Here is a 26093-nt window from a genome sequence, read left to right as displayed (position 1 = left end):
CACCTCTTAGTGTTCTAACGCCGCGCGTAAAAAACCCTGGTGAGCGGCAAGCTTTTCGCGGGCGGCAGCGGCATCCAGGCCGGTGAGCGCCATTAAAATCGCTGGCTTAACATCAAAATCAGTCTGCTTTAGCAGCGCTTGCGCCTGTTCACGCGCAATGCCGGTGGCTTCAACCACCATACGGCACGCTCGATCGACCAGTTTGACGTTGGTTGCCTGCATATCCACCATCAGGTTCTGGTACACCTTGCCAAATTTCACCATCGCACCGGTGGAGATCATATTGAGCACCAGTTTTTGCGCGGTGCCGGATTTCAGTCGCGTTGACCCGGTCAACGCCTCCGGCCCCACCACCGGGGAGATAGCAATATCCGCTTCATGCGCGACAGGAGAATCCGGATTGCAGGAAATAGCCGCCGTCGTACAACCCACCGAACGCGCATATTTCAGCCCGCCAATCACATACGGCGTGCGACCTGAAGCCGCCAGACCAACCACCAGATCCTGTGCGGTAAGGTTGAGTGCGCGCAGATCGTCCTCGCCTAACTGCGGGTTATCTTCCGCGCCTTCTACCGCCTTGAGCAGCGCGCCCGGCCCCCCGGCAATCAGCCCAACCACCAGACCATGCGGTACACCGAAAGTCGGTGGGCACTCAGACGCGTCCAGCACCCCAAGACGCCCGCTGGTCCCTGCGCCCATGTAAATAATGCGTCCACCGGCTTTTAACGCGTTGGCTGCCGCATCGACCGCGCACGCAACTTGAGGCAGAGTTGCTTTTACTGCTTCCGCTACCAGCGTATCCTGTTGATTAAATCGATGAACCAACTCCAACGTTGAGAGCGCATCCAGATCCATGGTCTGTGGATTGCGGGTTTCTGAAACTAATGCACCGAGATTCATTTTTTGTTCCTTAGGAATTTTTAATTCATAATAATCTGTCATAATGGAATATTATATTCATCCAGGCGAGTGAAATTTTGTTTTGCAATCGCCATCACGTTTTCGCCAGGAGACAGCATGAACTGTTTAATTCGCATTCGTCAGCGTTACCCGGACCTCGCGCAAAGCGATAAAAAACTTGCGGATTATCTTCTTGCTCAGCCGGATACCGCGCGTCATCTCAGCTCACAGCAGTTGGCCTTTGAAGCAGGCGTCAGCCAGTCCAGCGTGGTGAAGTTCGCGCAAAAGATGGGCTTTAAAGGGTTTCCGGCGCTGAAACTGGCGATTAGCGAAGCGTTGGCCAGCAATCCCAACCCTCATTCCATTCCGGTGCATAATCAGATTCGCGGTGACGACCCCATGCGTATGGTGGGCGAAAAACTGATTAAAGAGAACGTGGCGGCGATGCATGCGACGCTGGACGTCAACAGCGAAGAGAAACTGATAGAGAGCGTCACGATGCTGCGCTCAGCCCGGCGCATTATCCTGACCGGGATTGGCGCATCGGGTCTGGTAGCGCAGAATTTTGCCTGGAAACTGCTAAAGATTGGGTTTAACGCGGTGGTTGAACGCGATATGCACGCCCTGCTGGCGGCGGTGCAGGCGCTTTCACCCAACGATCTGCTGCTGGCCATTTCGTATACCGGAGAACGCCGCGAACTCAACCTGGCTGCGGATGAAACGTTGCGCGCCGGAGCCAAAATTCTCGCCATCACCGGATTTACCCCTAACGCCCTGCAACAGCGCGCAACTCATTGTCTGTACACGATAGCTGAAGAACAGGCCACGCGCAGCGCAGCGATTTCCTCTACCCATGCGCAAATGATGCTCACTGATTTACTGTTTATGGCGCTGGTGCAGCAAGATCTGGAGCATGCTCCGGAACGCATTCGCCACAGCGAAGCACTGGTAAAAAAACTGGTCTGAGCAAAGAATGCGCGTATAATGCCCGCCCGATTTGTGATGTTTTGAGAGTTTCCTGATGGCCCTGTTAATCACTAAAAAGTGTATCAATTGCGATATGTGCGAGCCCGAGTGCCCGAATGAGGCGATTTCGATGGGTGACAGCATTTACGAGATTAACAGCGACAAGTGTACTGAATGCGTAGGCCATTACGACACGCCAACCTGCCAGAAGGTGTGCCCGATCCCTAATACTATTTTGAAAGATCCGGCACATGTCGAAACGGAAGAGCAGCTGTGGGATAAGTTTGTACTGATGCACCACGCCGATAAGCTGTAACGTTGCCTGATGACGCTATGCTTATCAGGCCGATGAAACGTTAGCTCTCGATAATCACCGTGGCGCAGGCGTAGTGACGCTCATCGGCCAGCGTCACATGCATATGTGCGACGCCGAGTTTTTCCGCCAGTTTTAACGCCTCCCCCCATAACCGCAGACGCGGCTTACCGAGTTCGTCGTTAAAGACCTCAAACTGATTAAACGCCAGACCGTTGCGAATACCGGTACCCAAGGCTTTTGCTGCCGCCTCTTTGACCGCAAAACGCTTCGCCAGAAAGCGCACCGGTTGCTGATGCGTCTCCCAGATTGCCCATTCGTTGTCGCTGAGCACGCGTCTTGCCAGACGGTCGCCGGAACGGGAGATCACCGCTTCGATGCGGGCAATCTCCACGATATCCGTACCTAATCCCAGAATCGCCATTAGCCACGCGCTTCCAGCATCAGGCGCTTCATTTCGACTACTGCATCTTTCAGACCACTCATCACCGCGCGGCCGATAATGGCATGGCCAATGTTCAACTCGTGCATTTCCGGGATCCGGGCGATGGCTTTAACGTTATGGTACGTCAGGCCGTGACCCGCATTCACCTTCAGGCCAAGGCTGGCGGCAAAGGTCGCCGCTTTGGCGATACGCGCCAGTTCGCTGGCCTGTTCAGCGTCGGTTTTCGCATCGGCGTAACAGCCGGTGTGAATTTCGATGTACGGCGCGCCGACTTCAGCAGCGGCCTTAATCTGTTCGTCATCAGCATCGATAAACAGCGAAACCAGAATGCCTGCGTCCGCCAGGCGTTTGCAGGCATCACGCATCTTGTCACGCTGACCAGCGACATCCAGGCCACCTTCAGTCGTCACTTCCTGACGTTTTTCCGGCACCAGGCAGCAAAAATGCGGCTTAGTCTCAACGGCAATCGCCAGCATCTCTTCGGTTACCGCCATTTCCAGATTCATACGCGTATCCAGCGTCTGGCGCAAAATGCGCACGTCGCGATCGGTAATATGGCGACGGTCTTCACGCAGGTGCACGGTAATGCCGTCTGCGCCCGCCTGCTCAACGATAAACGCCGCCTGAACCGGGTCAGGGTATGCGGTGCCACGTGCATTACGTAAAGTGGCAATGTGGTCAATGTTGACGCCTAACAGTAATTCGGCCATGGCAATCCATCCTCGTTAATCATTTTTTGTTTTTACTGCGCGTTTTGGCATAAATTGCCGGAACAGTTCCCGGCTTTTTAACGGCTTACCACCAAGATACGGCTTTAACGCCATGCGGGTAAAGCGTTTCGCGGCGCGAAGCGTATCAGCATCCGGAAATTCCCGCGATTCGAGTGCTTTCAGATGGCGTCCGGTAAAGGTGGCGTTATCAATCACTACGCTTGCGATAAACCCTTTTTCTTCCCGGTAACGATAGGTCATGGTGTCGTCCACCGGCTCGCCACTACCCGCACAGTGGGTAAAATCGACGCCGTACCCCAGATGTCCAAGTAAGGCCAGCTCAAAGCGACGCAGCGCAGGCTCTGGCGAACCCGTCGCGCCAGCCAGCGCCTGAATACAGTTCAGGTAGTCGAAAAAGAGTTCAGAAAAGCGGGTCTCATACTCAAGTACGCGAGAGATAAGCTCGTTGATATACAAGCCACTGTACAGTGTGATACCGCTAAGGGGGAGAGCCAGAGAAACGGCTTCGGCACTGCGTAAGGTTTTGACCTCACCACGTCCACCAAAGCGAAGCAACAACGGAGTAAAAGGCTGGAGCGCGCCTTTGAGATTAGAACGTTTGGAGCGCGCGCCTTTAGCCACCAGGCGCACACGACCCGATTCTTCCGTGAAGACGTCCAGCACGAGACTGGTTTCGCTCCACGGGCGGCTATGCAGGACAAAAGCGCGTTGCCATCCTTCCATCATACCCGCCGTCTTTCAAGCTGCAGGTGTGTTGGCTGCGCCCACTCACCCCAGTCACTCACTTGAGTAAGCTCCCGAGGATCTGCGGTCTTGCCGCCTTCCTGCACCTCGAAAGCCATAACCTATGAAAAATTAGACGTCGTCGCCGTAACCGAGGCTACGCAGCGCGCGCTCATCATCGGCCCAGCCGGATTTCACTTTCACCCACAGCTCGAGGTGAACGGGCGCTTCGAACATCTCCTGCATGTCTTTACGCGCTTCGATGCCGATGGTTTTAATTTTGGCCCCTTTGTTGCCAATAACCATCTTCTTCTGCCCTTCACGTTCAACGAGGATCAGACCGTTAATATCGTAACCACCGCGTTCGTTAGAGATAAAACGTTCAATCTCCACGGTAACGGAGTACGGCAGTTCAGCCCCCAGAAAACGCATCAGCTTTTCACGGATGATTTCAGACGCCATAAAGCGCTGAGAACGGTCGGTGATGTAATCTTCCGGGAAGTGATGAATGGCTTCCGGCAGGTGCTTACGCACGATGCCCGCAACGGTATCAACATTCAGGCCGGTTTCGGCAGAAATCGGGACAATATCAAGGAAGTTCATCTGGCTTGCCAGGAACTGCAGGTGCGGCAGTAAATCGGCTTTTTCCTGAACGTTGTCAACTTTGTTCACAGCCAGAATAACCGGGGCTTTACCGTCGCGCAGCTTGTTGAGCACCATTTCGTCGTCCGGCGTCCAGCGGGTGCCTTCCACAACGAAAATAACCAGTTCAACATCACCAATCGAGCTGCTTGCCGCTTTGTTCATCAGGCGGTTGATCGCCCGTTTTTCTTCCATATGCAGGCCCGGGGTATCAACATAAATCGCCTGATACGCACCTTCGGTATGGATGCCAACAATACGGTGACGTGTTGTCTGAGCCTTACGTGAGGTAATGGAAATCTTCTGCCCAAGCAGATTATTCAACAGGGTGGATTTGCCGACGTTCGGGCGACCGACGATGGCAATAAATCCGCAGTAAGTTTTCTCTTCGCTCATTCCAGCTCCAGTTTTTTCAACGCCTGTTCGGCGGCAGCCTGCTCAGCCTTACGACGGCTCGAACCTGTGCCAACCACCGGTTCACTCAGGCCGCTGACCTGGCAGTGGATAGTAAATTCTTGATCGTGTGCTTCACCACGAACCTGCACCACCAGATAGGACGGTAGCGGCAGGTGGCGCCCCTGCAAATATTCCTGCAGGCGCGTTTTCGGATCTTTTTGTTTATCGCCTGGGCTAATTTCATCCAGACGAGTCTGATACCAGTTCAGGATCAGTTGTTCAACGGTTTGAATATCGCTGTCGAGGAAGACGCCGCCGATCAAAGCTTCAACGGTATCTGCCAGGATCGATTCACGACGGAAACCGCCGCTTTTCAGCTCGCCTGGCCCCAAACGTAAACATTCACCGAGGTCAAACTCACGGGCTAATTCAGCCAGCGTATTGCCGCGAACCAGCGTCGCGCGCATGCGACTCATATCACCTTCATCCACACGCGGAAAACGGTGATACAGCGCATTAGCGATAACAAAGCTCAGAATAGAGTCGCCTAAAAATTCTAAACGCTCGTTATGTTTGCTGCTGGCGCTACGGTGAGTTAATGCCTGCTGCAACAGCTCCTGATGATTAAAAGTGTAGCCCAGCTTCCGTTGAAGCCGATTAATTACGATGGGGTTCATGCGATACCAATAAATGAATGCGTCAACAATTCAGCACACGAAACAGACCTGATATACGCATTTCGCTTAGCTATCCCGCTTCGGCTGAATGCATTTATACACAAACCAACGCTGTTTCGTGTGCCGTGGCAACCTGTCGGTGCCAACCTCAAACTTCGGGGGAATATTCTATACACAACGACAAGGGATGTCGTTAGTCTGCGGGAATTTATCCGAGAAATAATTCACGCTGTCGCCATAATGACGACAACGTGAACGATTATCAGCGATTAGTGAATGCCACCAATACGGCTTAAGCGCACACCGGTCGGCCATTCGCCTTCTTGCTTATCGAAACTCATCCAGATAGCGGTTGCTTTACCAACCAGATTCGCTTCCGGCACAAATCCCCAGTAACGGCTGTCCGCGCTGTTGTCACGGTTATCACCCATCATGAAGTAGTGTCCCGGCGGGACGATCCAGGTTGCCAACTGCTGGCCTGGCTGGCGGTAATACATCCCCACCTGATCCTGCGCGATTGGCACGGTCAGAATGCGGTGCGTTACCTCACCCAGCGTTTCTTTACGCTCGGAGAGGCGAATACCGTTATCTTTCGTTTCATTCAGCGGAACCTCAAAGAAGCCGCTGGTCGCTTCACCGCCGTTACGACGCGCAAATGTCTGCACAAAATCACTTGGCTGAACATCAGAGTACGTTACCGGCAGCGCGTTTTCACACGCCTGACCAGAACTGCATCCTGGCTGAATAGTTACCTCTTTCGCCACCGGATCGTACGTCACTTTGTCTCCCGGTAAACCGACAGCACGTTTGATGTAGTCCAGACGCGGATCTTCCGGGTATTTAAACACCACGATATCACCACGTTTCGGATGGCCGGTTTCGATCAGCGTTTTCTGGTAAATCGGATCTTTAATCCCGTAGGCAAATTTCTCCACCAGGATAAAGTCACCGATAAGCAGTGTCGGCATCATCGAACCAGACGGGATCTGGAACGGCTCATAAATAAATGAACGCACCACCAGCACAATAGCTAAAACCGGGAAAACGGATGCCCCGGTTTCCAGCCAGCCTGGCTTAGGGGCCACTTTTTTCAGCGTTGCTTTATCCAGTGAATCACCTGCAGCAGCTTGCGCTGCTGCCTGACGCTCCCGGCGTTTAGGCGCGAAGATGAATTTATCTACGCACCATAAAATGCCCGTCACCAGTGTGGCAATCACCAGAATCAGGGCAAACATGTTCGCCATGCCAACTCCTTAAGATTATTTGCTGTCTTTACCGACATGCAGAATGGCGAGGAAGGCTTCCTGTGGCAGTTCGACGTTACCGATCTGCTTCATGCGCTTTTTACCCTCTTTCTGTTTTTGCAGCAGCTTTTTCTTACGGCTGATATCGCCACCGTAGCATTTCGCCAGAACGTTTTTACGCAGCTGCTTAACCGTTGAACGCGCGATGATGTGCGTACCAATGGCCGCCTGGATCGCGATATCAAACTGCTGGCGAGGGATCAGATCTTTCATCTTCTCGACCAGTTCACGACCACGGCTCTGGGAGTTGTCGCGGTGGGTAATCAGCGCCAGCGCATCGACACGTTCGTTGTTGATGAGAACATCAACGCGCACCATGTCAGACGCCTGGAAACGTTTGAAGTTATAGTCCAGCGACGCATAGCCGCGAGAAGTTGACTTCAGACGGTCGAAGAAATCGAGTACCACTTCCGCCATCGGAATTTCATAGGTCAGCGCCACCTGGTTACCGTGGTAAACCATGTTGGTCTGTACGCCGCGCTTCTCGATACACAGCGTGATGACGTTACCGAGGTAAGCCTGCGGCAGCAGCATATGACACTCAGCAATCGGCTCACGCAGTTCGTAAATGTTGTTCAACGGCGGCAGCTTGGACGGGCTATCGACGTAGACCGTCTCTTTCGCCGTGGTTTCGACTTCGTAGACTACGGTCGGCGCGGTAGTGATCAGATCCAGATCGTATTCACGTTCCAGACGTTCCTGAATGATCTCCATGTGCAGCAGACCGAGGAAGCCACAGCGGAAGCCGAAGCCCAGCGCGGTTGAGCTTTCCGGTTCATAGAACAGGGAGGCATCGTTGAGGCTCAGCTTGCCGAGCGCGTCACGGAAGTTTTCGTAGTCGTCAGAGCTCACCGGGAACAGACCGGCGTAAACCTGCGGCTTCACTTTTTTAAAGCCTGGCAGCGGCTTGTCCGCCGGGTTACGCGCCTGCGTCAGGGTATCGCCAACCGGTGCACCCAGGATGTCTTTAATCGCACAAACCAACCAACCCACCTCGCCGCATTTCAGCTCGGTACGGTCAACCTGTTTTGGCGTGAAGATGCCCAGACGGTCAGCGTTATAGACCTGACCGGTGCTCATCACTTTAATTTTGTCGCCTTTACGCATGGTGCCGTTTTTAATACGCACCAGTGACACGACGCCCAGGTAGTTATCGAACCAGGAGTCGATGATTAGCGCCTGTAACGGACCTTCCGGGTCGCCTTCCGGCGGCGGGATGTCGCGCACCAGACGTTCAAGAACGTCAGTGACGCCTACGCCGGTTTTCGCCGAACAGCGAACGGCATCCGTCGCATCAATACCGACGATATCTTCGATCTCTTCCGCCACACGCTCAGGATCGGCGGCTGGCAGGTCAATTTTGTTCAGTACCGGCACCACTTCCAGATCCATTTCCATGGCGGTATAGCAGTTAGCCAGGGTCTGTGCTTCGACGCCCTGTCCGGCATCAACCACCAGCAGTGCGCCTTCACAGGCGGCAAGCGAGCGGGAAACTTCATACGAGAAGTCAACGTGGCCCGGGGTGTCGATAAAGTTAAGCTGATAGGTTTCACCATCAGATGCTTTGAAATCGAGCGTCACGCTCTGCGCTTTGATAGTAATACCGCGCTCACGCTCAAGATCCATCGAGTCGAGAACCTGCGCTTCCATTTCACGGTCAGACAGGCCACCGCAGATCTGGATAATACGGTCAGACAGCGTCGATTTACCGTGGTCGATGTGAGCTATGATTGAAAAGTTACGTATGTTCTTCATATAGTGTAATTATTGTGCCTTACGCCCGCCTGAGCAGGCTCTGAGAAGTCGCTGATCTGAGCTTAACGTCTGTTTAAGTGAAACGCCGCATTCTACACTACAACGCTGAGGCGAGGAAATGTTCATAGAGCAAGGATAGCGGGAACTGGAAACAACTTTGCAAAGTCGGTGAAACTTTTGCCGGATGGCGACACAAGCGCCATCAGGAAAAGCTATCACTGATGGGTTTCGACGCGAATGAGATCGGGTGGAAGAGCAACGTTCAGAATGACCGGCTGCCAGGCTTCGCGCTCAGCAAGCTTACGAGAGTATCCACGGGCAATCAGGAATCCGCCCACGCCCCCCAGCACGGCACCACTTAATGCCGCAAGGTCGGAACCAAACAGCACCTGGAATAACGCCGCGAAGAGAAAGAGCCCCGCCAACGGAGACATGTAGACCAACATCGCTGAACCCAGCAGGCTACCCTCGGCAATACCCAGTTCAACTTTTTGACCGGGCGCTAAGGGTTCGTCGCTGGGCACCACGATGGTATGCGTGGTCTGCGGCCCAAGTTTGTTCAGCACGCGGCTCCCGCATCCGGCCCGCGAAGCACAGCTGCTACATGATGCTTTAACATCACAGCTGACCGTCGCCAGACCATTTTGCCAGGAGACGACTGTCGCCCACTCTTTAATCATTGTGCAGCCCTGAACTTAATATTGTCCGCGATACGCTTCGCCGTTTGCGGTGGAAGCTCGCCCACAATCGTAATTTCTGCGTTATCACGCACGCTGGTGCTAACCGTTCTACGCCCGGTTCGCAACAGCTGATCGGCGCTGTTTTGCATCGCACGGTTTACGTTCACGGAGAAACTGAACAGGCCATCAGAATATAGGCGCGATTCGATCGGCATGTTATCCATCGTCGGCAGCGGACGTCGACTGCTGGAAACTTCGCTGAAGCCTTGCGGCAACCACGACGGACTCCAGTTGAAGTTGGTTTTCTCACCCGCAGGAACTGACAGCAACGGCGGTAGATTGGCTTTCGCCAGCGCCTGCATGCTATCGCTAACGCCGTTGTTTACGGTAAACGCGATAACACGGAACTGTTCCAGCGTCTCACCATCACGGTCGAGAAGATCGACGCGCATCGGCAGCTTAGTCTCCGTGTCCATCCAGACGATATAGCTGTAACGCGTACCGTCACGGGCGACTACGCGGATCACTTCACAGAGCCGATCGGCAATGCGGGTGCGACCTACTGAGATAAAGTCATAGTAGGGAGCAAGACGTTTGAAGTCGGTGTAAATCAGAGAGGGCAGAGAGTCAACGATATAGTCGCCGTTCAGCGTGAACGGTTCGAGACCAGGCTCAAAATAGCTAATTTCATTGCCACGCTGCACCACTTCCCGGCGCGGTCCATCCATTTGCAACAGTTGCGCTAGCGGACGGTTATCCAGGCGGGCATGGCGATAACGTAGGGATTCAACACCCTGCTTATTGATGCTGACAAATGACAGCTCATAGGTTAGCGACTGGCTGGCCAGATTCATCTGCTGCAACAACGCCCCGGACGCAGGATTGGCCGAGGCGTTTACAGAGAAAAACAGGCTACCAGCCACAAGTGACATGGCAAACCAAAGTTGCTTCATTACTGCGATTGCGTTCCTAAAGTTTGAATTCCTGGCACCTGCACAGCGGCTTGCTGTGTTTGGGCCTGCTCAAACTGAAGCTGTTCAGAGTGCAGTCGACGTTGCAGTTCGTAGTCCTGCAACATGGCATTAATACGACGACGCTGCTCCTGTACCTGCTGTTGCTGACCGCCGCTGGCCGTCGCGTCAGAGGGTACACCCAGGCTTACCGGACTGGCTTTACCCATCATCGGTAATGTATTAAATACCGGCGTTTCGGGCTGCTGGGACGTTTCAGATTGCCCATTATAGTGCTGGACGCCAACAATAACTGCAAGTGATACACACGCGGCCACACCCATTTGGGTAAGCTGCGCGGCCCATGGACGCATTTTTTTCCAGAATGGCATTTTCTGCCACTGGTGCGGTGCTGGCTGGGCCTCAGGAATCAATGGCACCGTCTGACGTACTGGCTCATCCTGGATGGCAGCCATTACGCGGGCGGAAATATCGAAATGGAGAACGTCGGCGGTATCACCTCGCATGGAATCGCGAATCAGGTGATAACTCTCCCAGGTTTTTTGCATTTCCGGGTCCTGAGTCAGCTCTTTGAGTAACTCAGTATCCAGCGTTTCGCCATCCATTAAAGCGGAAAGTTTTTCTTTCTGCATGCCTAATACCTTTTCCAGTATCCCGCTATCGTCAACGCCTGATAAGCGGTTGAACTTTATTATCAATAGCTTCCCTCGCTCGGAAGATACGTGAACGCACCGTACCTACCGGACAATCCATGATAGCGGCTATCTCTTCATAGCTCAGGCCATCCAGCTCCCGCAAGGTTATTGCCATGCGTAAATCTTCCGGGAGGGACTCAATAGTCCGGAAAACTATCTGTCTCAGTTCTTCTGACAACATTAAGTTCTCAGGGTTCGAAATTTCTTTCAGCGCACCGCCACTTTCGTAATTTTCTGCTTCAATCGCATCAATATCACTGGAAGGTGGACGACGCCCCTGAGCGACCAGGTAATTCTTCGCTGTATTGACTGCAATACGATACAGCCAGGTATAAAAAGCACTATCTCCCCGGAACGAGTCCAGCGCACGATAGGCCTTGATAAATGCTTCTTGTACTACATCGGGTACATCGCCCGACGGTACATAGCGAGAAACCAGACTCGCCACCTTATGCTGATAGCGCACTACCAGTAGGTTAAAGGCTTTCTGATCTCCCTTCTGGACCCGTTCTACCAGGACCTGGTCCGTTAACTGCTCGCTCATCCGAGGTAAAGTCTCCCCAAACCAAATTTCCACGCGCCTTCGAAACGCCACTCCATCAGCTTCACTATGAGCAAGCAAATGCTTAGAGTGCTCAAGTTTCGTAAAGTTCCGTTACGCATTGTTTTTTGTTTGTCATGTTGTAGACAGGTCTTATCTCTCATTATAAGTCTACATAATCCGATCGACGCACTATCTGTTTAGAAATGCCCATTTCACCGCTTGCAGAGTAACCCAACGGCCACTTAATTTCATCACATAATCTGGTGCTAACGGCCTGCTTCACAAAATATTTTTGCTCATTTCGTCCTCGTCATGCTTTTTTTTCATGTTTAGTCACTGCAACACATTTAAAAATAAAACGTGCAGTATCGCGCAATGTGGTGCTATGGTGACCAAATACTGTTTAGTAAATTAAACAAAAATCATGAATACGACTCCTGAATTATCCTGTGACGTGCTGATCATTGGCAGCGGGGCTGCCGGACTCTCACTGGCGCTGCGCCTGGCCGAAAAACATCAGGTTATTGTCCTGAGCAAAGGTCCGGTAAGCGAAGGCTCGACATTTTATGCCCAGGGCGGTATTGCCGCGGTGTTTGATGAAACCGACAGCATCGACTCCCACGTTGAAGATACTCTGATTGCCGGGGCCGGCCTGTGCGATCGCCATGCGGTTGAATTTGTCGCCAGCAATGCCCGCACCTGCGTTCAGTGGCTTATCGATCAGGGTGTCTTATTTGATACGCAGGTTCAGCCCAACGGTGAGGAGAGCTATCACCTGACCCGTGAAGGTGGTCATAGCCATCGACGCATTCTGCACTCTGCGGATGCCACCGGTAAAGAAGTCGAAACCACCCTCGTCAGCCAGGCACAAAATCACCCCAACATACGGGTTCTTGAGCGCAGTAATGCCGTCGATCTGATTGTCTCCGATAAAATCGGTCTGCCGGGAACGCGTCGGGTTGTCGGAGCCTGGATCTGGAACCGTAATAAAGAAGCCGTAGAAACCTGCCATGCCAAGTCAGTAGTGTTGGCCACCGGCGGCGCGTCAAAGGTGTACCAATACACCACCAATCCAGATATTTCCTCGGGTGATGGGATTGCGATGGCCTGGCGCGCGGGATGCCGTGTCGCCAATCTGGAATTTAACCAGTTTCACCCGACGGCGCTGTATCATCCGCAGGCGCGCAACTTTCTGCTAACCGAGGCGCTGCGTGGCGAAGGCGCACATCTGAAGCGCCCGGACGGTTCGCGCTTTATGCCCGATTTTGACGAGCGTGGCGAACTGGCTCCCCGCGATATTGTTGCCCGCGCCATTGACCACGAAATGAAGCGCCTGGGCGCTGACTGCATGTTTCTCGACATCAGCCATAAACCGGAAGAATTTGTTCGTCAGCATTTCCCGATGATTTATGAAAAATTGCTGGGACTGGGCATCGATTTGACCAAAGAGCCGGTTCCCATCGTTCCTGCCGCGCACTATACCTGCGGCGGCGTGATGGTGGATGACTTTGGCCGTACGGATGTCGACGGGCTGTATGCGATCGGCGAAGTGAGTTACACCGGCCTGCATGGAGCCAACCGGATGGCGTCAAACTCATTACTGGAGTGCCTGGTTTACGGCTGGTCCGCGGCTGAAGATATCGACAGGCGAATGCCTTATGCTCGCAGCGTCAGCACCCTCCCGGATTGGGATGAAAGCCGGGTAGAAAACCCGGATGAACTGGTTGTGATTCAGCATAACTGGCATGAGCTGCGGCTATTTATGTGGGATTACGTCGGTATCGTGCGCACAACTAAACGTCTGGAGCGCGCCCTACGCCGTATCACCATGTTGCAACAGGAAATCGACGAGTATTACGCTCATTTCCGCGTGTCGAACAACTTGCTGGAACTGCGCAATCTGGTGCAGGTTGCTGAGCTGATTGTCCGCTGCGCGATGATGCGTAAAGAGAGTCGGGGCCTGCACTATACGCTGGATTATCCAGAACAGCTTCCAGAGGCGGGCCCGTCCATTCTCTCGCCGCTAAGTCATCACATGAACAGATAAAACGCCTGGGTCAGCGCCGTGTAACCTTCAGAGTAACGTTGGTCTGGCCCACGGATCACCAGCCTGTCACTAAAGCACTCCCCGGCCTGCGGGGAGAATGCCAGCAGTACCCGATTCGGTAGTCGGGCCTCGGTTTCTGCTACATCCGTGCGCAATCGCAGATGCCAGCCCATGCCCAGTGCCTGCTGGGAAAATGCGTTACCAATCTGTTCGGGCAGCACCACACAGAAAAAACCTTCTTCCGTAATGCTGTCTGCCGCCAGCGTCAGCAATACTTGATGATCGAGCGTGGTGGTGTAGCGAGCCTGCTCGCGCTGCGGCGTGGCACATTCCACTCCCTGTTCATAATAGGGAGGGTTGCTGATGATCAAATCAAAGCGCACGGTCTGGCGCGGTACCCACTGCTGCACATCTTCCGTATGAACGTTCACGCGATGCATCCACGGGGATTGCGCGATGTTCTCCTGCGCCTGCTGCGCGGCATCAACATCAAGCTCCACAGCGTCAATGATGACGTTTTCATCTGTGCGCTGGGCCAGCATCAGCGCCAACAGGCCGCTCCCGGTACCAATATCCAGGATCCGCTTTACGCCAGCAACAGGGGCCCAGGCCCCCAATAAAATGCCGTCCGTTCCGACTTTCATTGCACAACGATCGTGTGCCACAAAAAACTGCTTAAAAGTAAATCCATTACGTCTAAGTACGGATGTAGACTGGGGCATGAAGAACAACCTTCCTGGAAAAAAAACGATAACATAGGATAAAAACAATACCTGAGAAGGTATATCCATACAAACAGATGAAGATTGCAGCCGTAACGTCTATAATCAGCGCCCCACTCAGAGGTAGAACATGACTGTAACGACTTTTTCCGAACTTGAACTCGATGAAAGCCTTCTGGATGCCCTCCAGGAAAAAGGTTTCACTCGCCCGACCGCCATTCAGGCTGCCGCCATTCCGCCTGCGCTCGATGGCCGTGATGTACTCGGTTCTGCGCCGACAGGCACCGGTAAAACGGCGGCATATTTGCTGCCAGCGTTGCAGCACCTGCTCGACTTCCCGCGCAAGAAATCTGGCCCGCCGCGCATTTTGATTTTGACACCGACGCGCGAACTGGCGATGCAGGTTGCCGAACACGCCCGTGAACTGGCGAAGAATACGCATCTGGATATCGCCACGATTACCGGCGGCGTGGCTTACATGAACCACATGGAAGTCTTTAGCGAAAACCAGGACATCGTGGTCGCCACTACCGGTCGTCTGCTGCAGTACATTAAAGAAGAAAACTTCGACTGCCATGCGGTTGAGACACTAATCCTCGATGAAGCAGACCGCATGTTGGACATGGGCTTTGCCCAGGACATCGAGCATATCGCTGGAGAAACCCGCTGGCGTAAGCAAACTATGCTGTTCTCCGCCACGCTGGAAGGCGATGCGATCAAAGATTTTGCTGAGCGTCTGCTGGAGGATCCGGTCGAAGTTTCGGCGGATCCGTCTACGCGCGAACGCAAGAAAATTCATCAGTTTTACTACCGTGCCGATGACATCGAGCACAAAACTGCTCTGCTGATCCATTTGTTAAAACAGCCGGAAGCGACTCGCTCGATTGTCTTCGTACGTAAACGCGAGCGTGTGCACGAGCTGGCAGGCTGGCTGCGCCAGGCGGGCATTAATAACTGCTATCTCGAAGGCGAGATGGTGCAGAACAAACGTAATGAAGCGATCAAACGCCTGACCGATGGTCGTGTGAACGTGCTGGTAGCAACCGACGTTGCCGCTCGTGGGATCGATATTCCTGACGTCAGCCACGTGTTTAACTTCGACATGCCGCGCAGTGGCGATGCCTATCTGCACCGCATTGGCCGTACCGGTCGTGCAGGCCGTAAAGGTACTGCGATCTCTTTGGTTGAAGCCCACGACCATCTGCTGCTCGGCAAAGCGAGCCGCTATATTGACGAGCCACTGAAAGCACGCGTCATCGACGAACTGCGTCCAACCACGCGCGCGCCAAGTGAGAAATCTAACGGTAAGCCATCCAAGAAAGTGCTGGCGAAGCGCGCCGAGCAAAAAGCAAAAGAGAAAGAGAAACCGCGGGTGAAAAAACGTCACCGCGACGCCAAAAATGTCGGCAAACGCCGTAAGCCGAGCGGAGCTGCTACCCAGCAGTCCGACAAAGAGTAAACCGAATGCCGGGCCGTTTAGCCCGGCATTTTTTGTGCACAAAAAAGCGGAAGATACGTTGGCATCTTCCGCTTTCAGATTCTCTGCCAGACGGGGTTATTCCCCGTGAGCCTTACAGGCTCTCAGTAAAGGTACGAGCAATAACGTCGCGCTGCTGTTCTGGCGTCAGAGAGTTGAAACGCACGGCATAACCAGAAACACGGATGGTCAACTGCGGATATTTTTCCGGATGCTTAACTGCATCTTCCAGAGTTTCGCGGCGCAGAACGTTCACGTTCAGGTGCTGACCACCTTCCACACGGACTTCCGGCTGTACGTCTACCGGTACTTCACGGTATTCGATTTCACCCAGTTTGCTGACAGCAACGACTTCATCAGCATTGAAACCTGCTTTCGCAACGATGCAGCGTGCTTCGCCTTTTTCGCTGTCCAGCAGCCAGAAAGAGTTCAGCAGGTCGTCATTTGCAGCTTTAGTAATCTGGATACCTGTAATCATTTGATGCCTCCCCGGCAAAATTATTTGATCTCGGTTGGCCGTCATCCGGCCAATTGGTAAAACCATTGTTGCTTGAGTGTATATATACCCCTCACACACCCTTGAATCTTTGATTTAAATCAATAAAAACCACACATGAAAAGTGGTGATAGGTGGATTTTATTGTTTTACATCAACTTACGCCACATGCGCAGCTAAACTTTTTACATAAATTTTCAACTATCTTTAAGGGGTAGCCCCTTGAGAAACGTACAGAATTTTGCGACGTCGAAAGAAGCAGTTAAGCTAGGGGGATTGAAAATTCGCAGGAGAGCGAGATGGCCACCGAATTAACCTGGCACGATGTGCTGGCAGAAGAGAAACAGCAGCCTTATTTTGTTAACACGCTGCATACTGTGGCGGGCGAGCGTCAGTCAGGTATGACAATTTATCCGCCACAAAAAGATGTATTCAACGCTTTTCGCTTTACCGAACTTGGCGACGTGAAAGTCGTCATCTTAGGGCAGGATCCATACCACGGTCCGGGCCAGGCACACGGTCTCGCGTTTTCTGTCCGCCCCGGTATTGCCACCCCGCCCTCGTTGCTGAACATGTACAAAGAGCTGGAAGCAACGATTCCTGGCTTCACACGCCCAACGCACGGATATCTGGAAAGCTGGGCACGCCAGGGTGTGCTGTTACTCAACACCGTGCTTACCGTCCGTGCCGGGCAGGCACATTCGCACGCCAGTCTGGGATGGGAAACATTTACCGATAAAGTCATCAGCCTGATTAACCAACATCGGGAAGGCGTGGTATTCCTGCTCTGGGGTTCACACGCACAAAAGAAAGGTGCGATTATTGATGCGCAGCGTCACCATGTATTGAAAGCGCCGCACCCATCACCGCTCTCTGCGCATCGCGGTTTCTTTGGCTGCAATCATTTTGTACTGGCTAATGAGTGGCTGGAACAGCGAGGTGAAAAGCCGATTGACTGGACGCCGGTATTGCCAGCAGAAAGCGAGTAAAAAAATGCCAGCGAATCGCTGGCATTTTTATTATCAGGCTTTGTTCTGACGCCACCACTCCGCGAGCAGCACGCCGGTCGCGACAGAAACGTTGAGCGTTTCTACGTTGCCCGTACCGTTTATCGCCACGCACAGGTCGTCGGCTGAGCATGCTGCTTCTGGCAGAGCCTCACGCTCACGCCCTAATACCAGCACCATTTTTTCCGGCAACGTGGTAGTAAACAGCGGCTTGCCTTTCACGCTTGAGGTCATCACTACCGTGTAACCCGCTTTACGGAAGTCGTCCAGCACATCGACAATACTGTCACCGGTGATCGGCTGAACGTGCTCAGCTCCGCCTTCAGCAGTGCGGATAGCCGCACCTGATTCCAACAGCGCCGCATCCTGTACCACTACGCCTTTCACACCGAAGTGCGCGCAGCTACGCATCATGCCGCCCAGGTTGTGCGGGTTAGCAATGTCTTCCAGGGCCAGCACGCAATCCTGCGCCCCGGCCTGACCAACCCACTGCTTAACAGTGGTACCGTTACGTTTCTTGATCAGGAAACAGACGCCGCCATGGTGTTCAGTGCCGGAGGCTTTCGCCAGCTCGGCTTCGTCAACCACGTGGTAGGCTTTGCGGTTCGCCGCCATCCAGCGTAATGCTTCTTTAAAGCGCGGGGTTACGCTCTGAACAAACCAGGCGCGAACAATAGCGTCCGGACGACTCTGGAACAGAGCCTGACAGGCATTCTCACCGTAAACGCGGGTTTCTTCCGCGCGCTGACGACGTAATACTTCAGGATCGATAAAGCTTTTGCCGCTGATACCACCGTGATCGGCTTTGTCTGCTGCATCCTCATTCGGTGCGCGGGACACGGTACGCCATGGTGAATCTTCACGTCCACGGTCGCGTTCTACATCGCGGCCACGACCACGTTCACGACCACGTTCGCTGTTCGGACCCTTTCTGTCATCACGGGCAGGGCGACGACCGCCTTCGGCTCGGGAAGTACCGGGGCGACCGCCGCCTTTACCAGTACGTGGATTTTGGGTGCGTTTGTCCGAGTCATCGTCACTGCGGACGTACATCACTTTGACCTTGCCGTTTTTATTCTTCAGTTCGTCGCTCATGTTTTTCTCCACCTGCTCTGCGCGAAGCGCGAAGATTACCCGATGTGCACGTCGTTAGCCATTATTTCATTTAAAAGCTAAGGACTATTGTACTCATTGAATAAAACGCATTGTTGTTTAGAACAGACTCCCCGATAATATGTAACATAATAGAAACATATTGGCGTTACTGCCGTGAAGTCCACTCCACTCATCCAGAGGTTAGTTATGAATACCGTTTGTACCAGCTGCCAGGCTATCAACCGCATCCCCGACGATCGTGTCCAGGAAGCGGCTAAATGCGGACGCTGTGGTCACGACCTGTTTGATGGGGAGGTGATCAATGCGACCGGTGAAACACTGGATAAACTGTTAAAAGACGATCTCCCGGTGGTGGTTGATTTTTGGGCCCCCTGGTGTGGTCCATGCCGTAACTTCGCCCCGATTTTTGAAGATGTCGCGGAAGAGCGTAGCGGTAAAGTGCGTTTTGTTAAAGTGAATACAGAAGCCGAGCGTGAACTCAGCGCCCGTTTCGGTATCCGCAGCATCCCGACCATTATGATCTTCAGAAAAGGTGAAATCGTCGACATGCTTAATGGCGCCGTACCTAAAGCCCCGTTTGATAGCTGGCTTAACGAATCATTATAATCTCTACGGGGCGCATCTTGTGCCCCGTTTTCACCTCTGCGACAATAGCGTTTTTCAACGTGTTCTCCCATGACCGATAACGCTGTTCTTCAGTTACGCGCTGAGCGCCTCGCGCGCGCCACGCGTCCTTTCCTTGCCCGAGGTAATCGCATTCGCCGCTGTCAGCGCTGCCTGCTGCCTCTGAAGCTCTGCTTGTGCGCAACGCTGGTGTCGTCTGAGGCCAAAAGCCGCTTTTGTCTGGTGATGTTTGATACCGAGCCGATGAAGCCCAGCAACACGGGACGTTTGATTGCCGATATTTTACCCGATACCACGGCTTTTCAGTGGTCACGCACCGAACCGCCACAGGCGCTGCTCGAACTGGTGAAAAATCCGGATTACCAGCCGATGGTTGTATTCCCGGCATCCTATGCGGGCGAAGAGCGTGAAGTGATTTTCGCGCCTCCAGCCGGTAAACCGCCGTTGTTTATCATGCTTGATGGTACCTGGCCTGAAGCGCGTAAAATGTTCCGCAAAAGCCCGTACCTTGATAACCTGCCGGTGATCTCCGTTGATTTATCGCGACTTTCCGCTTACCACCTGCGTGGCATTCACGCCGAAGGGCAATACTGTACTGCCGAAGTGGCCATCGCGTTGTTGGATCTGGCGGGCGATACGCAAGCCGCGGAGGGATTGAGCGAACATTTCACTCGCTTTAAAACCCGCTACCTGGCAGGAAAAACGCAACATCAGGGAAGCGTCACAGCAGACTCGCCAGAAAGCGTTTAAAATCATTCGGTCACTGGTGTCATTAAGGAAGCCGATATGAGTCAGCGTGGTCTGGAAGCACTACTGCGACCGAAATCCATTGCGGTGATTGGGGCGTCAATGAAGCCTAATCGCGCAGGTTACCTGATGATGCGTAACCTGCTTGCTGGCGGTTTCAATGGACCTGTTTTACCAGTGACGCCAGCATGGAAAGCGGTGTTGGGCGTCCTGGCCTGGCCCAATATCAACAGCCTGCCTTTTAGCCCAGACCTTGCCGTGTTGTGCACCAATGCCAGCCGCAACCTGGCATTACTCGAAGCGCTTGGCGAGAAAGGCTGTAAAACCTGCATTATTCTTTCAGCTCCCGCATCGCAGCACCTGGAATTGTTGGCCTGCGCCGCACGCTACAACATACGTCTGCTAGGCCCCAACAGCCTAGGACTTCTCGCGCCCTGGCAGGGGCTTAACGCCAGCTTTTCCCCCGTTCCCATCAAGCGCGGTAAGTTGGCATTTATTTCCCAGTCAGCGGCGATTTCCAACACCATTCTGGACTGGGCGCAGCAGCGCGACATGGGTTTTTCCTGGTTTATCGCGCTGGGCGACAGCCTGGATATCGACGTTGATGAACTACTGGATTACCTGGCGCGCGACAGTAAAACCAGCGCGATATTGCTATATCTCGAACATTTAAGTGATGCCCGGCGCTTTGTCTCCGCCGCCCGTAGCGCCTCGCGCAATAAACCCATTCTGGTGATTAAGAGTGGTCGCAGTCCGGCTGCACAGCGTTTACTGCATACCAGTGCAGGGATGGACCCTGCGTGGGACGCAGCTATCCAGCGCGCCGGTTTATTACGCGTACAAGACACTCACGAGCTGTTCTCTGCGGTAGAAACCCTGAGCCACATGCGTCCACTGCGCGGCGACAGGCTGATGATCATCAGCAATGGGGCCGCGCCTGCCGCACTGGCATTAGATGAGCTGTGGTCAAAAAATGGCAAGTTGGCGACATTGAGTGAAGATACCTGCCAGAAATTACGCGATGCGCTACCTGAACATATTGATATCGCCAACCCACTGGATCTGCGTGACGACGCCAGCAGCGAACACTACGTTAAGACGCTGGATATCTTGCTCGCCAGCCAGGATTTCGACGCACTGATGGTGATTCACTCACCCAGCGCAGCCGCCCCGGGAACAGAAAGCGCGCAAGCGTTAATCGAGGCGGTAAAACGTCATCCCCGCGGTAAGTTCGTCTCGTTACTGACCAACTGGTGCGGAGAGTTTTCCTCCCAGGAAGCCCGTAGACTGTTTAGCGAAGCCGGATTACCTACCTACCGCACGCCAGAAGGCACCATCACCGCGTTTATGCATATGGTGGAGTACCGGCGTAACCAGAAGCAACTGCGGGAAACCCCTGCGCTGCCCGACTACCTGACCACCAATACCGCCGAGGCGCATAATCTGTTACAGCAGGCGATTGCTGAAGGAGCAACGTCGCTGGATACCCATGAAGTGCAGCCGATTTTACAAGCCTATGGCTTACACACGCTGCCGACGTGGATCGCCAGCGACAGCGCTGAAGCCGTACACATCGCGGAGCAAATCGGTTACCCGGTGGCGCTAAAGCTGCGTTCTCCTGATATCCCGCATAAATCAGAAGTTCAGGGGGTAATGCTCTACCTGCGAACGGCAACAGAGGTGCAGCAGGCAGCCAATGCGATTTTTGATCGGGTAAAAATGGCCTGGCCGCAGGCGCGCATTCACGGTTTATTAGTTCAAAGTATGGCGAATCGCGCTGGCGCTCAGGAGCTGCGCGTCGTCGTTGAACACGACCCGGTATTTGGCCCGTTGATTATGCTTGGTGAAGGCGGAGTTGAGTGGCGACCAGAAGAGCAAGCCGTGGTGGCGTTGCCGCCATTGAACATGAATCTGGCGCGTTATCTGGTGATCCAGGGGATCAAAAATAAAAAGATCCGCGCTCGCAGCGCATTACGCCCATTGGATATCGCCGGGTTAAGTCAGCTTCTGGTGCAGGTCTCCAATCTGATCGTCGATTGCCCGGAAATTCAGCGTCTGGATATTCATCCGCTGTTGGCCTCCGCCGGTGAATTTACCGCGCTGGATGTCACGCTGGACATTGCCCCTTTCACGGGCGATAACGAAAGCAGACTGGCTATACGTCCCTACCCCCATCAGCTTGAAGAATGGGTGGAGTTGAAGAACGGCGAGCGTTGCTTGTTCCGCCCTATTTTGCCCGAGGATGAACCTCATCTGCAGCAGTTCATTTCTCAGGTAACAAAAGAAGATCTTTATTATCGCTATTTCAGTGAGATCAACGAATTTACCCACGAAGATTTAGCCAATATGACGCAGATCGACTACGATCGGGAAATGGCCTTTGTTGCGGTACGCTGTAAAAACAATCAGCAAGAGATCCTCGGCGTAACGCGAGCAATCTCGGATCCTGATAACATTGACGCCGAGTTCGCCGTGCTGGTTCGTTCAGATCTCAAAGGGCTTGGACTGGGTCGCCGGTTGATGGAAAAATTAATTGCATATACCCGAGATCACGGACTTAGACGTTTGAATGGTATTACGATGCCAAACAATCGTGGGATGGTCGCCCTGGCCCGGAAACTCGGGTTCGCTGTTGACGTCCAACTCGAAGAGGGAATTGTTGGGCTAACGCTTAATCTGGCCCAATTTGAGGAATCGTGAGTAAGGTACTGGAAATGTTGACCACATTAATAGGTACTGGTGGTATCATTACCCGCTTATGTCGTCTGCATAGCACAGAGGACCCTTCAATGAACAGAGAAGAAATGCACTGTGATGTTGTCAAAATTTAAGCGTAATAAACATCAACAACACCTTGCCCAACTACCCAAGATTTCTCAGTCAGTTGATGATGTAGATTTCTTTTATGCTCCCGCTAATTTCAGGGAGACTCTGCTGGAAAAAATAGCCAGCGCGACGCGACGGATCTGCATTATTGCGCTGTACCTGGAACAGGATGACGGTGGCAAAGGCATACTCGACGCGCTCTATGCGGCAAAACGGCAGCGTCCTGAACTGGATGTCCGGGTGCTTGTCGACTGGCACCGAGCCCAGCGCGGACGTATTGGTGCTGCGGCATCGAATACCAATGCTGACTGGTATTGCCGAATGGCACAAGAAAACCCAGGTATTGATATTCCTGTCTACGGTGTTCCGATTAACACCCGAGAAGCGCTTGGCGTCCTGCATTTTAAAGGCTTTATCATCGATGACAGCGTCCTGTACAGCGGAGCCAGCCTGAATGATGTTTATCTGCATCAGCATGATAAATATCGCTATGACCGTTATCAGTTGATTCGCAACGCGCAAATGGCCGATATCATGTTCGATTGGGTCACGCAGAACCTGATGAACGGTCGCGGCGTTAATCGCCTTGATGATATTAATCGCCCTAAAAGCCCGGAAATTAAAAACGACATCCGCCTTTACCGTCAGGAACTGCGCGATGCGTCATTCCATTTTCAGGGTGATGCGGATAATGAACAGCTCTCGGTAACGCCTCTGGTAGGCCTTGGAAAATCCAGTCTGTTAAATAAGACCATTTTCCACCTTATGCCCTGCGCGGAGCACAAGCTCACAATCTGTACCCCTTATTTCAACCTGCCCGCTATACTGGTGCGCAATATCATTCAGCTGCTGCGTGAAGGCAAAAAGGTCGAGATCATTGTCGGTGATAAAACCGCCAACGACTTTTTCATTCCAGAAGATGAGCCATTTAAAATCATCGGCGCGCTGCCCTACCTGTATGAAATTAACCTGCGCCGTTTCCTGAGCAGACTGCAATATTACGTGAATACCGACCAACTGGTCGTGCGCTTATGGAAAGATGATGACAACACCTATCATCTGAAAGGCATGTGGGTTGATGATAAATGGATGCTGCTCACCGGCAACAACCTTAACCCTCGCGCCTGGCGTCTGGATCTGGAAAACGCCATCCTTATCCACGATCCGAAGCAAGAGCTGACTCCCCAGCGCGATAAAGAACTGGAGCTTATTCGCACGCATACCACCGTCGTTAAGCACTATCGCGACCTGCAAAGCATTGCCGACTATCCAGTCAAAGTGCGTAAGCTCATCCGTCGACTACGCCGTATCCGTATCGACAGACTAATTAGCCGTATTCTGTAACCAAGACCCCGTCAAGTGACGGGGTTTTTCCTATGGAGGCAACGGTGCGCTTGTTTATTCTTTTCAGTATCCTGGCTATTTCTGGCTGCAGCCACATGGCAAACGACCGCTGGAGCGGACAAGACAAGGCTCAACACTTTATCGCCTCCGCTATGCTCTCCGCAGCTGGAAACGAATATGCTCAACATCAGGGCAACAGCCGCGATCGCAGCGCGGCTATCGGCCTGATGTTCTCTGTCAGCCTGGGCGCATCAAAAGAGTTATGGGACAGCCGTCCCGCTGGGAGCGGCTGGAGCTGGAAAGACTTCGCCTGGGATGTTGCAGGTGCGTCTACCGGCTATGCGGTCTGGCAACTGGCACATCACTAGAGGCGCAGACCTTTCCCCTTCCCATGCAGCATCAGCGATACCAAAAATGCGACTATTGCCAGTGCTGTAACGTACCAGAAGAATGTTGTTTCCATACCGACAGACTTCAGGGATAACGCAACATATTCGGCTGAGCCACCAAACAGAGCATTGGCCACCGCATAAGATAATCCAACCCCCAGAGCGCGCACCTGTGCCGGGAACATCTCGGCCTTCAGAATACCGCTGATTGACGTATAGAAACTCACAATTAGCAAGGCACACATCACCAGAGCAAACGCCATATACGGAGACGTCACGCTTTGCAACGCTGTCAGAATGGGGACGGTGAAAATCGCGGCCAACGCGCCAAAACACAGCATTGAAGTACGTCGGCCAATTTTATCTGACAAGGCACCGAACAACGGTTGCACCAGCATAAACACACACAGTGCCGCCGTCATAATCCCACTGGCTACGTTGGCATGCATACCGGCAGTGTTAACCAGGTACTTCTGCATGTAAGTTGTGAACGTGTAAAAACACAGCGAGCCAGCAGCGGTAAAGCCAAGCACCATGATGAAGGCTTTGCGATTACGCCACAGACCTTTCAGAGAGCCAGCTTCTTTCAGCGCACGAACGTCCTGTTTCGAGGTTTCATCCAACTGTCGACGCAGCCATAACGCAACAATAGCCAGTACGGCACCCAACGCAAATGGAATACGCCAACCCCACGATCTTAGCGCTGAGTCTTCTAACGTTTGCTGTAATATGACCACAACCAGCAGTGCCAGTAATTGCCCGCCGATTAACGTCACGTACTGGAAGGAAGCATAAAAACCTTTCTTACCTTCAACGGCTACTTCACTCATATAGGTAGCGCTGGTCCCGTATTCACCACCCACAGACAGCCCCTGAAATAACCTAGCCAGCAGCAATAGAGCAGGAGCCCAGGTACCGATGGTTTCATATCCCGGAAGACAAGCGATCACCAGCGATCCCATACACATCATACAAACTGACAGCAGCATCGACTTTTTACGCCCGTGCTTATCCGCGATGCGACCAAACAGCCAGCCGCCAATCGGTCGCATCAGAAAGCCTGCAGCAAAAACTCCGGCTGTTTGTAAGAGTTGCGTGGTGGTGTTTCCTGATGGAAAAAAGATATGAGCAAAATAGAGAGAGCAGAAAGAATAGATATAGAAATCAAACCATTCGACCAGATTCCCTGATGATGCTCCGACAATCGCCCATATACGACGCCGAGTATCGCCGTCTGCCAGCGCCCCGTTCTCAGTTACACTGCTATCAGCCATTAGAATTGTACCCCTGCCAACGATTGCATTAATTTATCAATGGTGGTTGTGTCTTTTTTGGTGAAATAAATGTTATATAATTGTTATAACTTATTATGAGAGAAAGATCACGGTTTTCATTAGCAGAGAAAGGATTCAGATATGTTCGAGAAAGAGAAAAATCGGTTTGAAATAGAGTGGGCTTTTATGGGCTGGATAAAATGGTACGCTGCATCGGCAGTTCTCATTCCCTGCAGACGCAAAAAAGCCCATCCGGCAGGATGGGCTTCTTCACTTGTTTGA

General features: G+C 52.9%; 27 protein-coding genes. 10 read left to right on the top strand and 17 right to left on the bottom strand.

Features of this window, described 5'->3' with window-relative positions:
• Positions 1-6: 6 nt before the first annotated feature.
• Positions 7-900, bottom strand: a complete 894-nt coding sequence (murQ, locus tag OGV75_RS18970) for an N-acetylmuramic acid 6-phosphate etherase (protein WP_016154044.1) — start codon at positions 898-900, stop codon at positions 7-9.
• Between the two features lie 117 nt (positions 901-1017).
• Here murQ and OGV75_RS18965 point away from each other — a divergent pair, with 117 nt between their 5' ends.
• Together OGV75_RS18965 and OGV75_RS18960 are read left to right on the top strand one after the other, a co-directional pair.
• The gene (locus OGV75_RS18965) at positions 1018-1866 is read left to right on the top strand and encodes a MurR/RpiR family transcriptional regulator (RefSeq protein ID WP_016154045.1); all 849 of its coding nucleotides are present in this window, start codon (positions 1018-1020) and stop codon (positions 1864-1866) included.
• Positions 1867-1921: 55 nt separating this feature from the next.
• The gene (locus OGV75_RS18960) at positions 1922-2182 is read left to right on the top strand and encodes a YfhL family 4Fe-4S dicluster ferredoxin (protein WP_003037590.1); all 261 of its coding nucleotides are present in this window, start codon (positions 1922-1924) and stop codon (positions 2180-2182) included.
• A 40-nt stretch (positions 2183-2222) separates the two neighbouring features.
• Here the strand turns inward: OGV75_RS18960 and acpS are convergent, their stop codons facing one another.
• The 12 genes from acpS to rseD all read right to left on the bottom strand — a co-directional run bounded on the left by acpS (position 2223) and on the right by rseD (position 11861).
• Positions 2223-2603: a holo-ACP synthase gene (acpS, locus tag OGV75_RS18955; RefSeq protein ID WP_016157171.1), complete on the bottom strand. Its 381-nt coding sequence runs from the start codon at positions 2601-2603 to the stop codon at positions 2223-2225.
• Positions 2603-3334, bottom strand: coding sequence for a pyridoxine 5'-phosphate synthase (gene pdxJ, locus OGV75_RS18950; protein ID WP_016157172.1), 732 nt, complete (start codon positions 3332-3334; stop codon positions 2603-2605). Before pdxJ ends, acpS begins: the two co-directional genes overlap by 1 nt.
• 15 nt (positions 3335-3349) lie before the next feature.
• Positions 3350-4078: a DNA repair protein RecO gene (recO, locus tag OGV75_RS18945; protein ID WP_016154047.1), complete on the bottom strand. Its 729-nt coding sequence runs from the start codon at positions 4076-4078 to the stop codon at positions 3350-3352.
• Positions 4079-4210: 132 nt separating this feature from the next.
• Positions 4211-5116 (bottom strand): GTPase Era, encoded by a 906-nt coding sequence (gene era / locus OGV75_RS18940; protein WP_003037581.1) that lies wholly within the window; start codon positions 5114-5116, stop codon positions 4211-4213.
• Positions 5113-5793: a ribonuclease III gene (rnc, locus tag OGV75_RS18935; RefSeq protein ID WP_003037579.1), complete on the bottom strand. Its 681-nt coding sequence runs from the start codon at positions 5791-5793 to the stop codon at positions 5113-5115. Before rnc ends, era begins: the two co-directional genes overlap by 4 nt.
• Positions 5794-6062: 269 nt before the next feature.
• Positions 6063-7037, bottom strand: a complete 975-nt coding sequence (gene lepB, locus OGV75_RS18930) for a signal peptidase I (RefSeq protein WP_016154048.1) — start codon at positions 7035-7037, stop codon at positions 6063-6065.
• 15 nt (positions 7038-7052) lie between these two features.
• Positions 7053-8852, bottom strand: coding sequence for a translation elongation factor 4 (gene lepA / locus OGV75_RS18925; RefSeq protein ID WP_286481026.1), 1800 nt, complete (start codon positions 8850-8852; stop codon positions 7053-7055).
• A 215-nt stretch (positions 8853-9067) separates the two neighbouring features.
• Positions 9068-9532, bottom strand: coding sequence for a SoxR-reducing system protein RseC (rseC, locus tag OGV75_RS18920; protein ID WP_094761041.1), 465 nt, complete (start codon positions 9530-9532; stop codon positions 9068-9070).
• Positions 9529-10485, bottom strand: coding sequence for a sigma-E factor regulatory protein RseB (rseB, locus tag OGV75_RS18915; protein WP_016154050.1), 957 nt, complete (start codon positions 10483-10485; stop codon positions 9529-9531). Before rseB ends, rseC begins: the two co-directional genes overlap by 4 nt.
• On the bottom strand, positions 10485-11135 hold the full coding sequence (rseA, locus tag OGV75_RS18910; protein ID WP_019077408.1) for an anti-sigma-E factor RseA: 651 nt from the start codon (positions 11133-11135) through the stop codon (positions 10485-10487). The genes rseB and rseA overlap by 1 nt, the downstream gene beginning before the upstream one ends.
• 31 nt (positions 11136-11166) lie before the next feature.
• Complete coding sequence (rpoE, locus tag OGV75_RS18905) at positions 11167-11742, bottom strand: RNA polymerase sigma factor RpoE (RefSeq protein WP_003037573.1); 576 nt, start codon at positions 11740-11742, stop codon at positions 11167-11169.
• Positions 11739-11861, bottom strand: a complete 123-nt coding sequence (gene rseD / locus OGV75_RS18900; RefSeq protein ID WP_223306697.1) for a rpoE leader peptide RseD — start codon at positions 11859-11861, stop codon at positions 11739-11741. Before rseD ends, rpoE begins: the two co-directional genes overlap by 4 nt.
• Positions 11862-12166: 305 nt before the next feature.
• Between rseD and nadB the strand changes: the two genes are divergently transcribed.
• On the top strand, positions 12167-13789 hold the full coding sequence (gene nadB / locus OGV75_RS18895; protein WP_047358259.1) for an L-aspartate oxidase: 1623 nt from the start codon (positions 12167-12169) through the stop codon (positions 13787-13789).
• On the opposite strand, the gene trmN is transcribed toward nadB, so the two are convergent.
• A complete protein-coding gene (gene trmN, locus OGV75_RS18890) occupies positions 13774-14511 on the bottom strand; it encodes a tRNA(1)(Val) (adenine(37)-N(6))-methyltransferase TrmN (RefSeq protein WP_016154053.1) in 738 nt (245 codons plus the stop codon). The two genes, nadB and trmN, sit on opposite strands and share 16 nt — an antisense overlap.
• A 130-nt stretch (positions 14512-14641) precedes the next feature.
• Here trmN and srmB point away from each other — a divergent pair, with 130 nt between their 5' ends.
• Entirely contained in the window at positions 14642-15970 is a 1329-nt protein-coding gene (gene srmB / locus OGV75_RS18885) for an ATP-dependent RNA helicase SrmB (protein WP_016157176.1), read from the top strand.
• A 112-nt stretch (positions 15971-16082) separates the two neighbouring features.
• On the opposite strand, the gene grcA is transcribed toward srmB, so the two are convergent.
• Entirely contained in the window at positions 16083-16466 is a 384-nt protein-coding gene (gene grcA / locus OGV75_RS18880) for an autonomous glycyl radical cofactor GrcA (RefSeq protein WP_003037563.1), read from the bottom strand.
• A 317-nt stretch (positions 16467-16783) separates the two neighbouring features.
• Between grcA and ung the strand changes: the two genes are divergently transcribed.
• Positions 16784-17473, top strand: coding sequence for a uracil-DNA glycosylase (gene ung, locus OGV75_RS18875; protein ID WP_016154055.1), 690 nt, complete (start codon positions 16784-16786; stop codon positions 17471-17473).
• Positions 17474-17506: 33 nt separating this feature from the next.
• On the opposite strand, the gene OGV75_RS18870 is transcribed toward ung, so the two are convergent.
• A complete protein-coding gene (locus OGV75_RS18870) occupies positions 17507-18586 on the bottom strand; it encodes a tRNA/rRNA methyltransferase (protein ID WP_080860011.1) in 1080 nt (359 codons plus the stop codon).
• Between the two features lie 207 nt (positions 18587-18793).
• Between OGV75_RS18870 and trxC the strand changes: the two genes are divergently transcribed.
• The 5 genes from trxC to OGV75_RS18840 all read left to right on the top strand — a co-directional run bounded on the left by trxC (position 18794) and on the right by OGV75_RS18840 (position 24516).
• Positions 18794-19213, top strand: a complete 420-nt coding sequence (gene trxC / locus OGV75_RS18865; protein WP_003037559.1) for a thioredoxin TrxC — start codon at positions 18794-18796, stop codon at positions 19211-19213.
• A gap of 69 nt (positions 19214-19282) precedes the next feature.
• Positions 19283-19981 carry a tRNA-uridine aminocarboxypropyltransferase gene (tapT, locus tag OGV75_RS18860; protein ID WP_286481025.1) on the top strand — a complete coding sequence of 233 codons (699 nt, stop codon included), beginning with the start codon at positions 19283-19285 and terminating at the stop codon, positions 19979-19981.
• Between the two features lie 36 nt (positions 19982-20017).
• Positions 20018-22678, top strand: a complete 2661-nt coding sequence (locus OGV75_RS18855; RefSeq protein WP_016157179.1) for a bifunctional acetate--CoA ligase family protein/GNAT family N-acetyltransferase — start codon at positions 20018-20020, stop codon at positions 22676-22678.
• A gap of 114 nt (positions 22679-22792) precedes the next feature.
• Positions 22793-24148: a CDP-diacylglycerol--serine O-phosphatidyltransferase gene (gene pssA, locus OGV75_RS18845; protein WP_003835350.1), complete on the top strand. Its 1356-nt coding sequence runs from the start codon at positions 22793-22795 to the stop codon at positions 24146-24148.
• Positions 24149-24192: 44 nt separating this feature from the next.
• Complete coding sequence (locus tag OGV75_RS18840; protein WP_016157180.1) at positions 24193-24516, top strand: YfiM family lipoprotein; 324 nt, start codon at positions 24193-24195, stop codon at positions 24514-24516.
• Here the strand turns inward: OGV75_RS18840 and OGV75_RS18835 are convergent.
• Positions 24513-25811, bottom strand: a complete 1299-nt coding sequence (locus OGV75_RS18835) for an MFS transporter (RefSeq protein WP_016154060.1) — start codon at positions 25809-25811, stop codon at positions 24513-24515. The two genes, OGV75_RS18840 and OGV75_RS18835, sit on opposite strands and share 4 nt — an antisense overlap.
• Positions 25812-26093: the final 282 nt, after the last annotated feature.

Source organism: Citrobacter sp. Cb028, from assembly GCF_030336705.1.
Lineage (GTDB): Bacteria > Pseudomonadota > Gammaproteobacteria > Enterobacterales > Enterobacteriaceae > Citrobacter > Citrobacter braakii.
The sequence above is the reverse complement of the archived record's forward strand: the minus strand, read 5'-3'. Positions and strand labels throughout refer to the sequence as shown.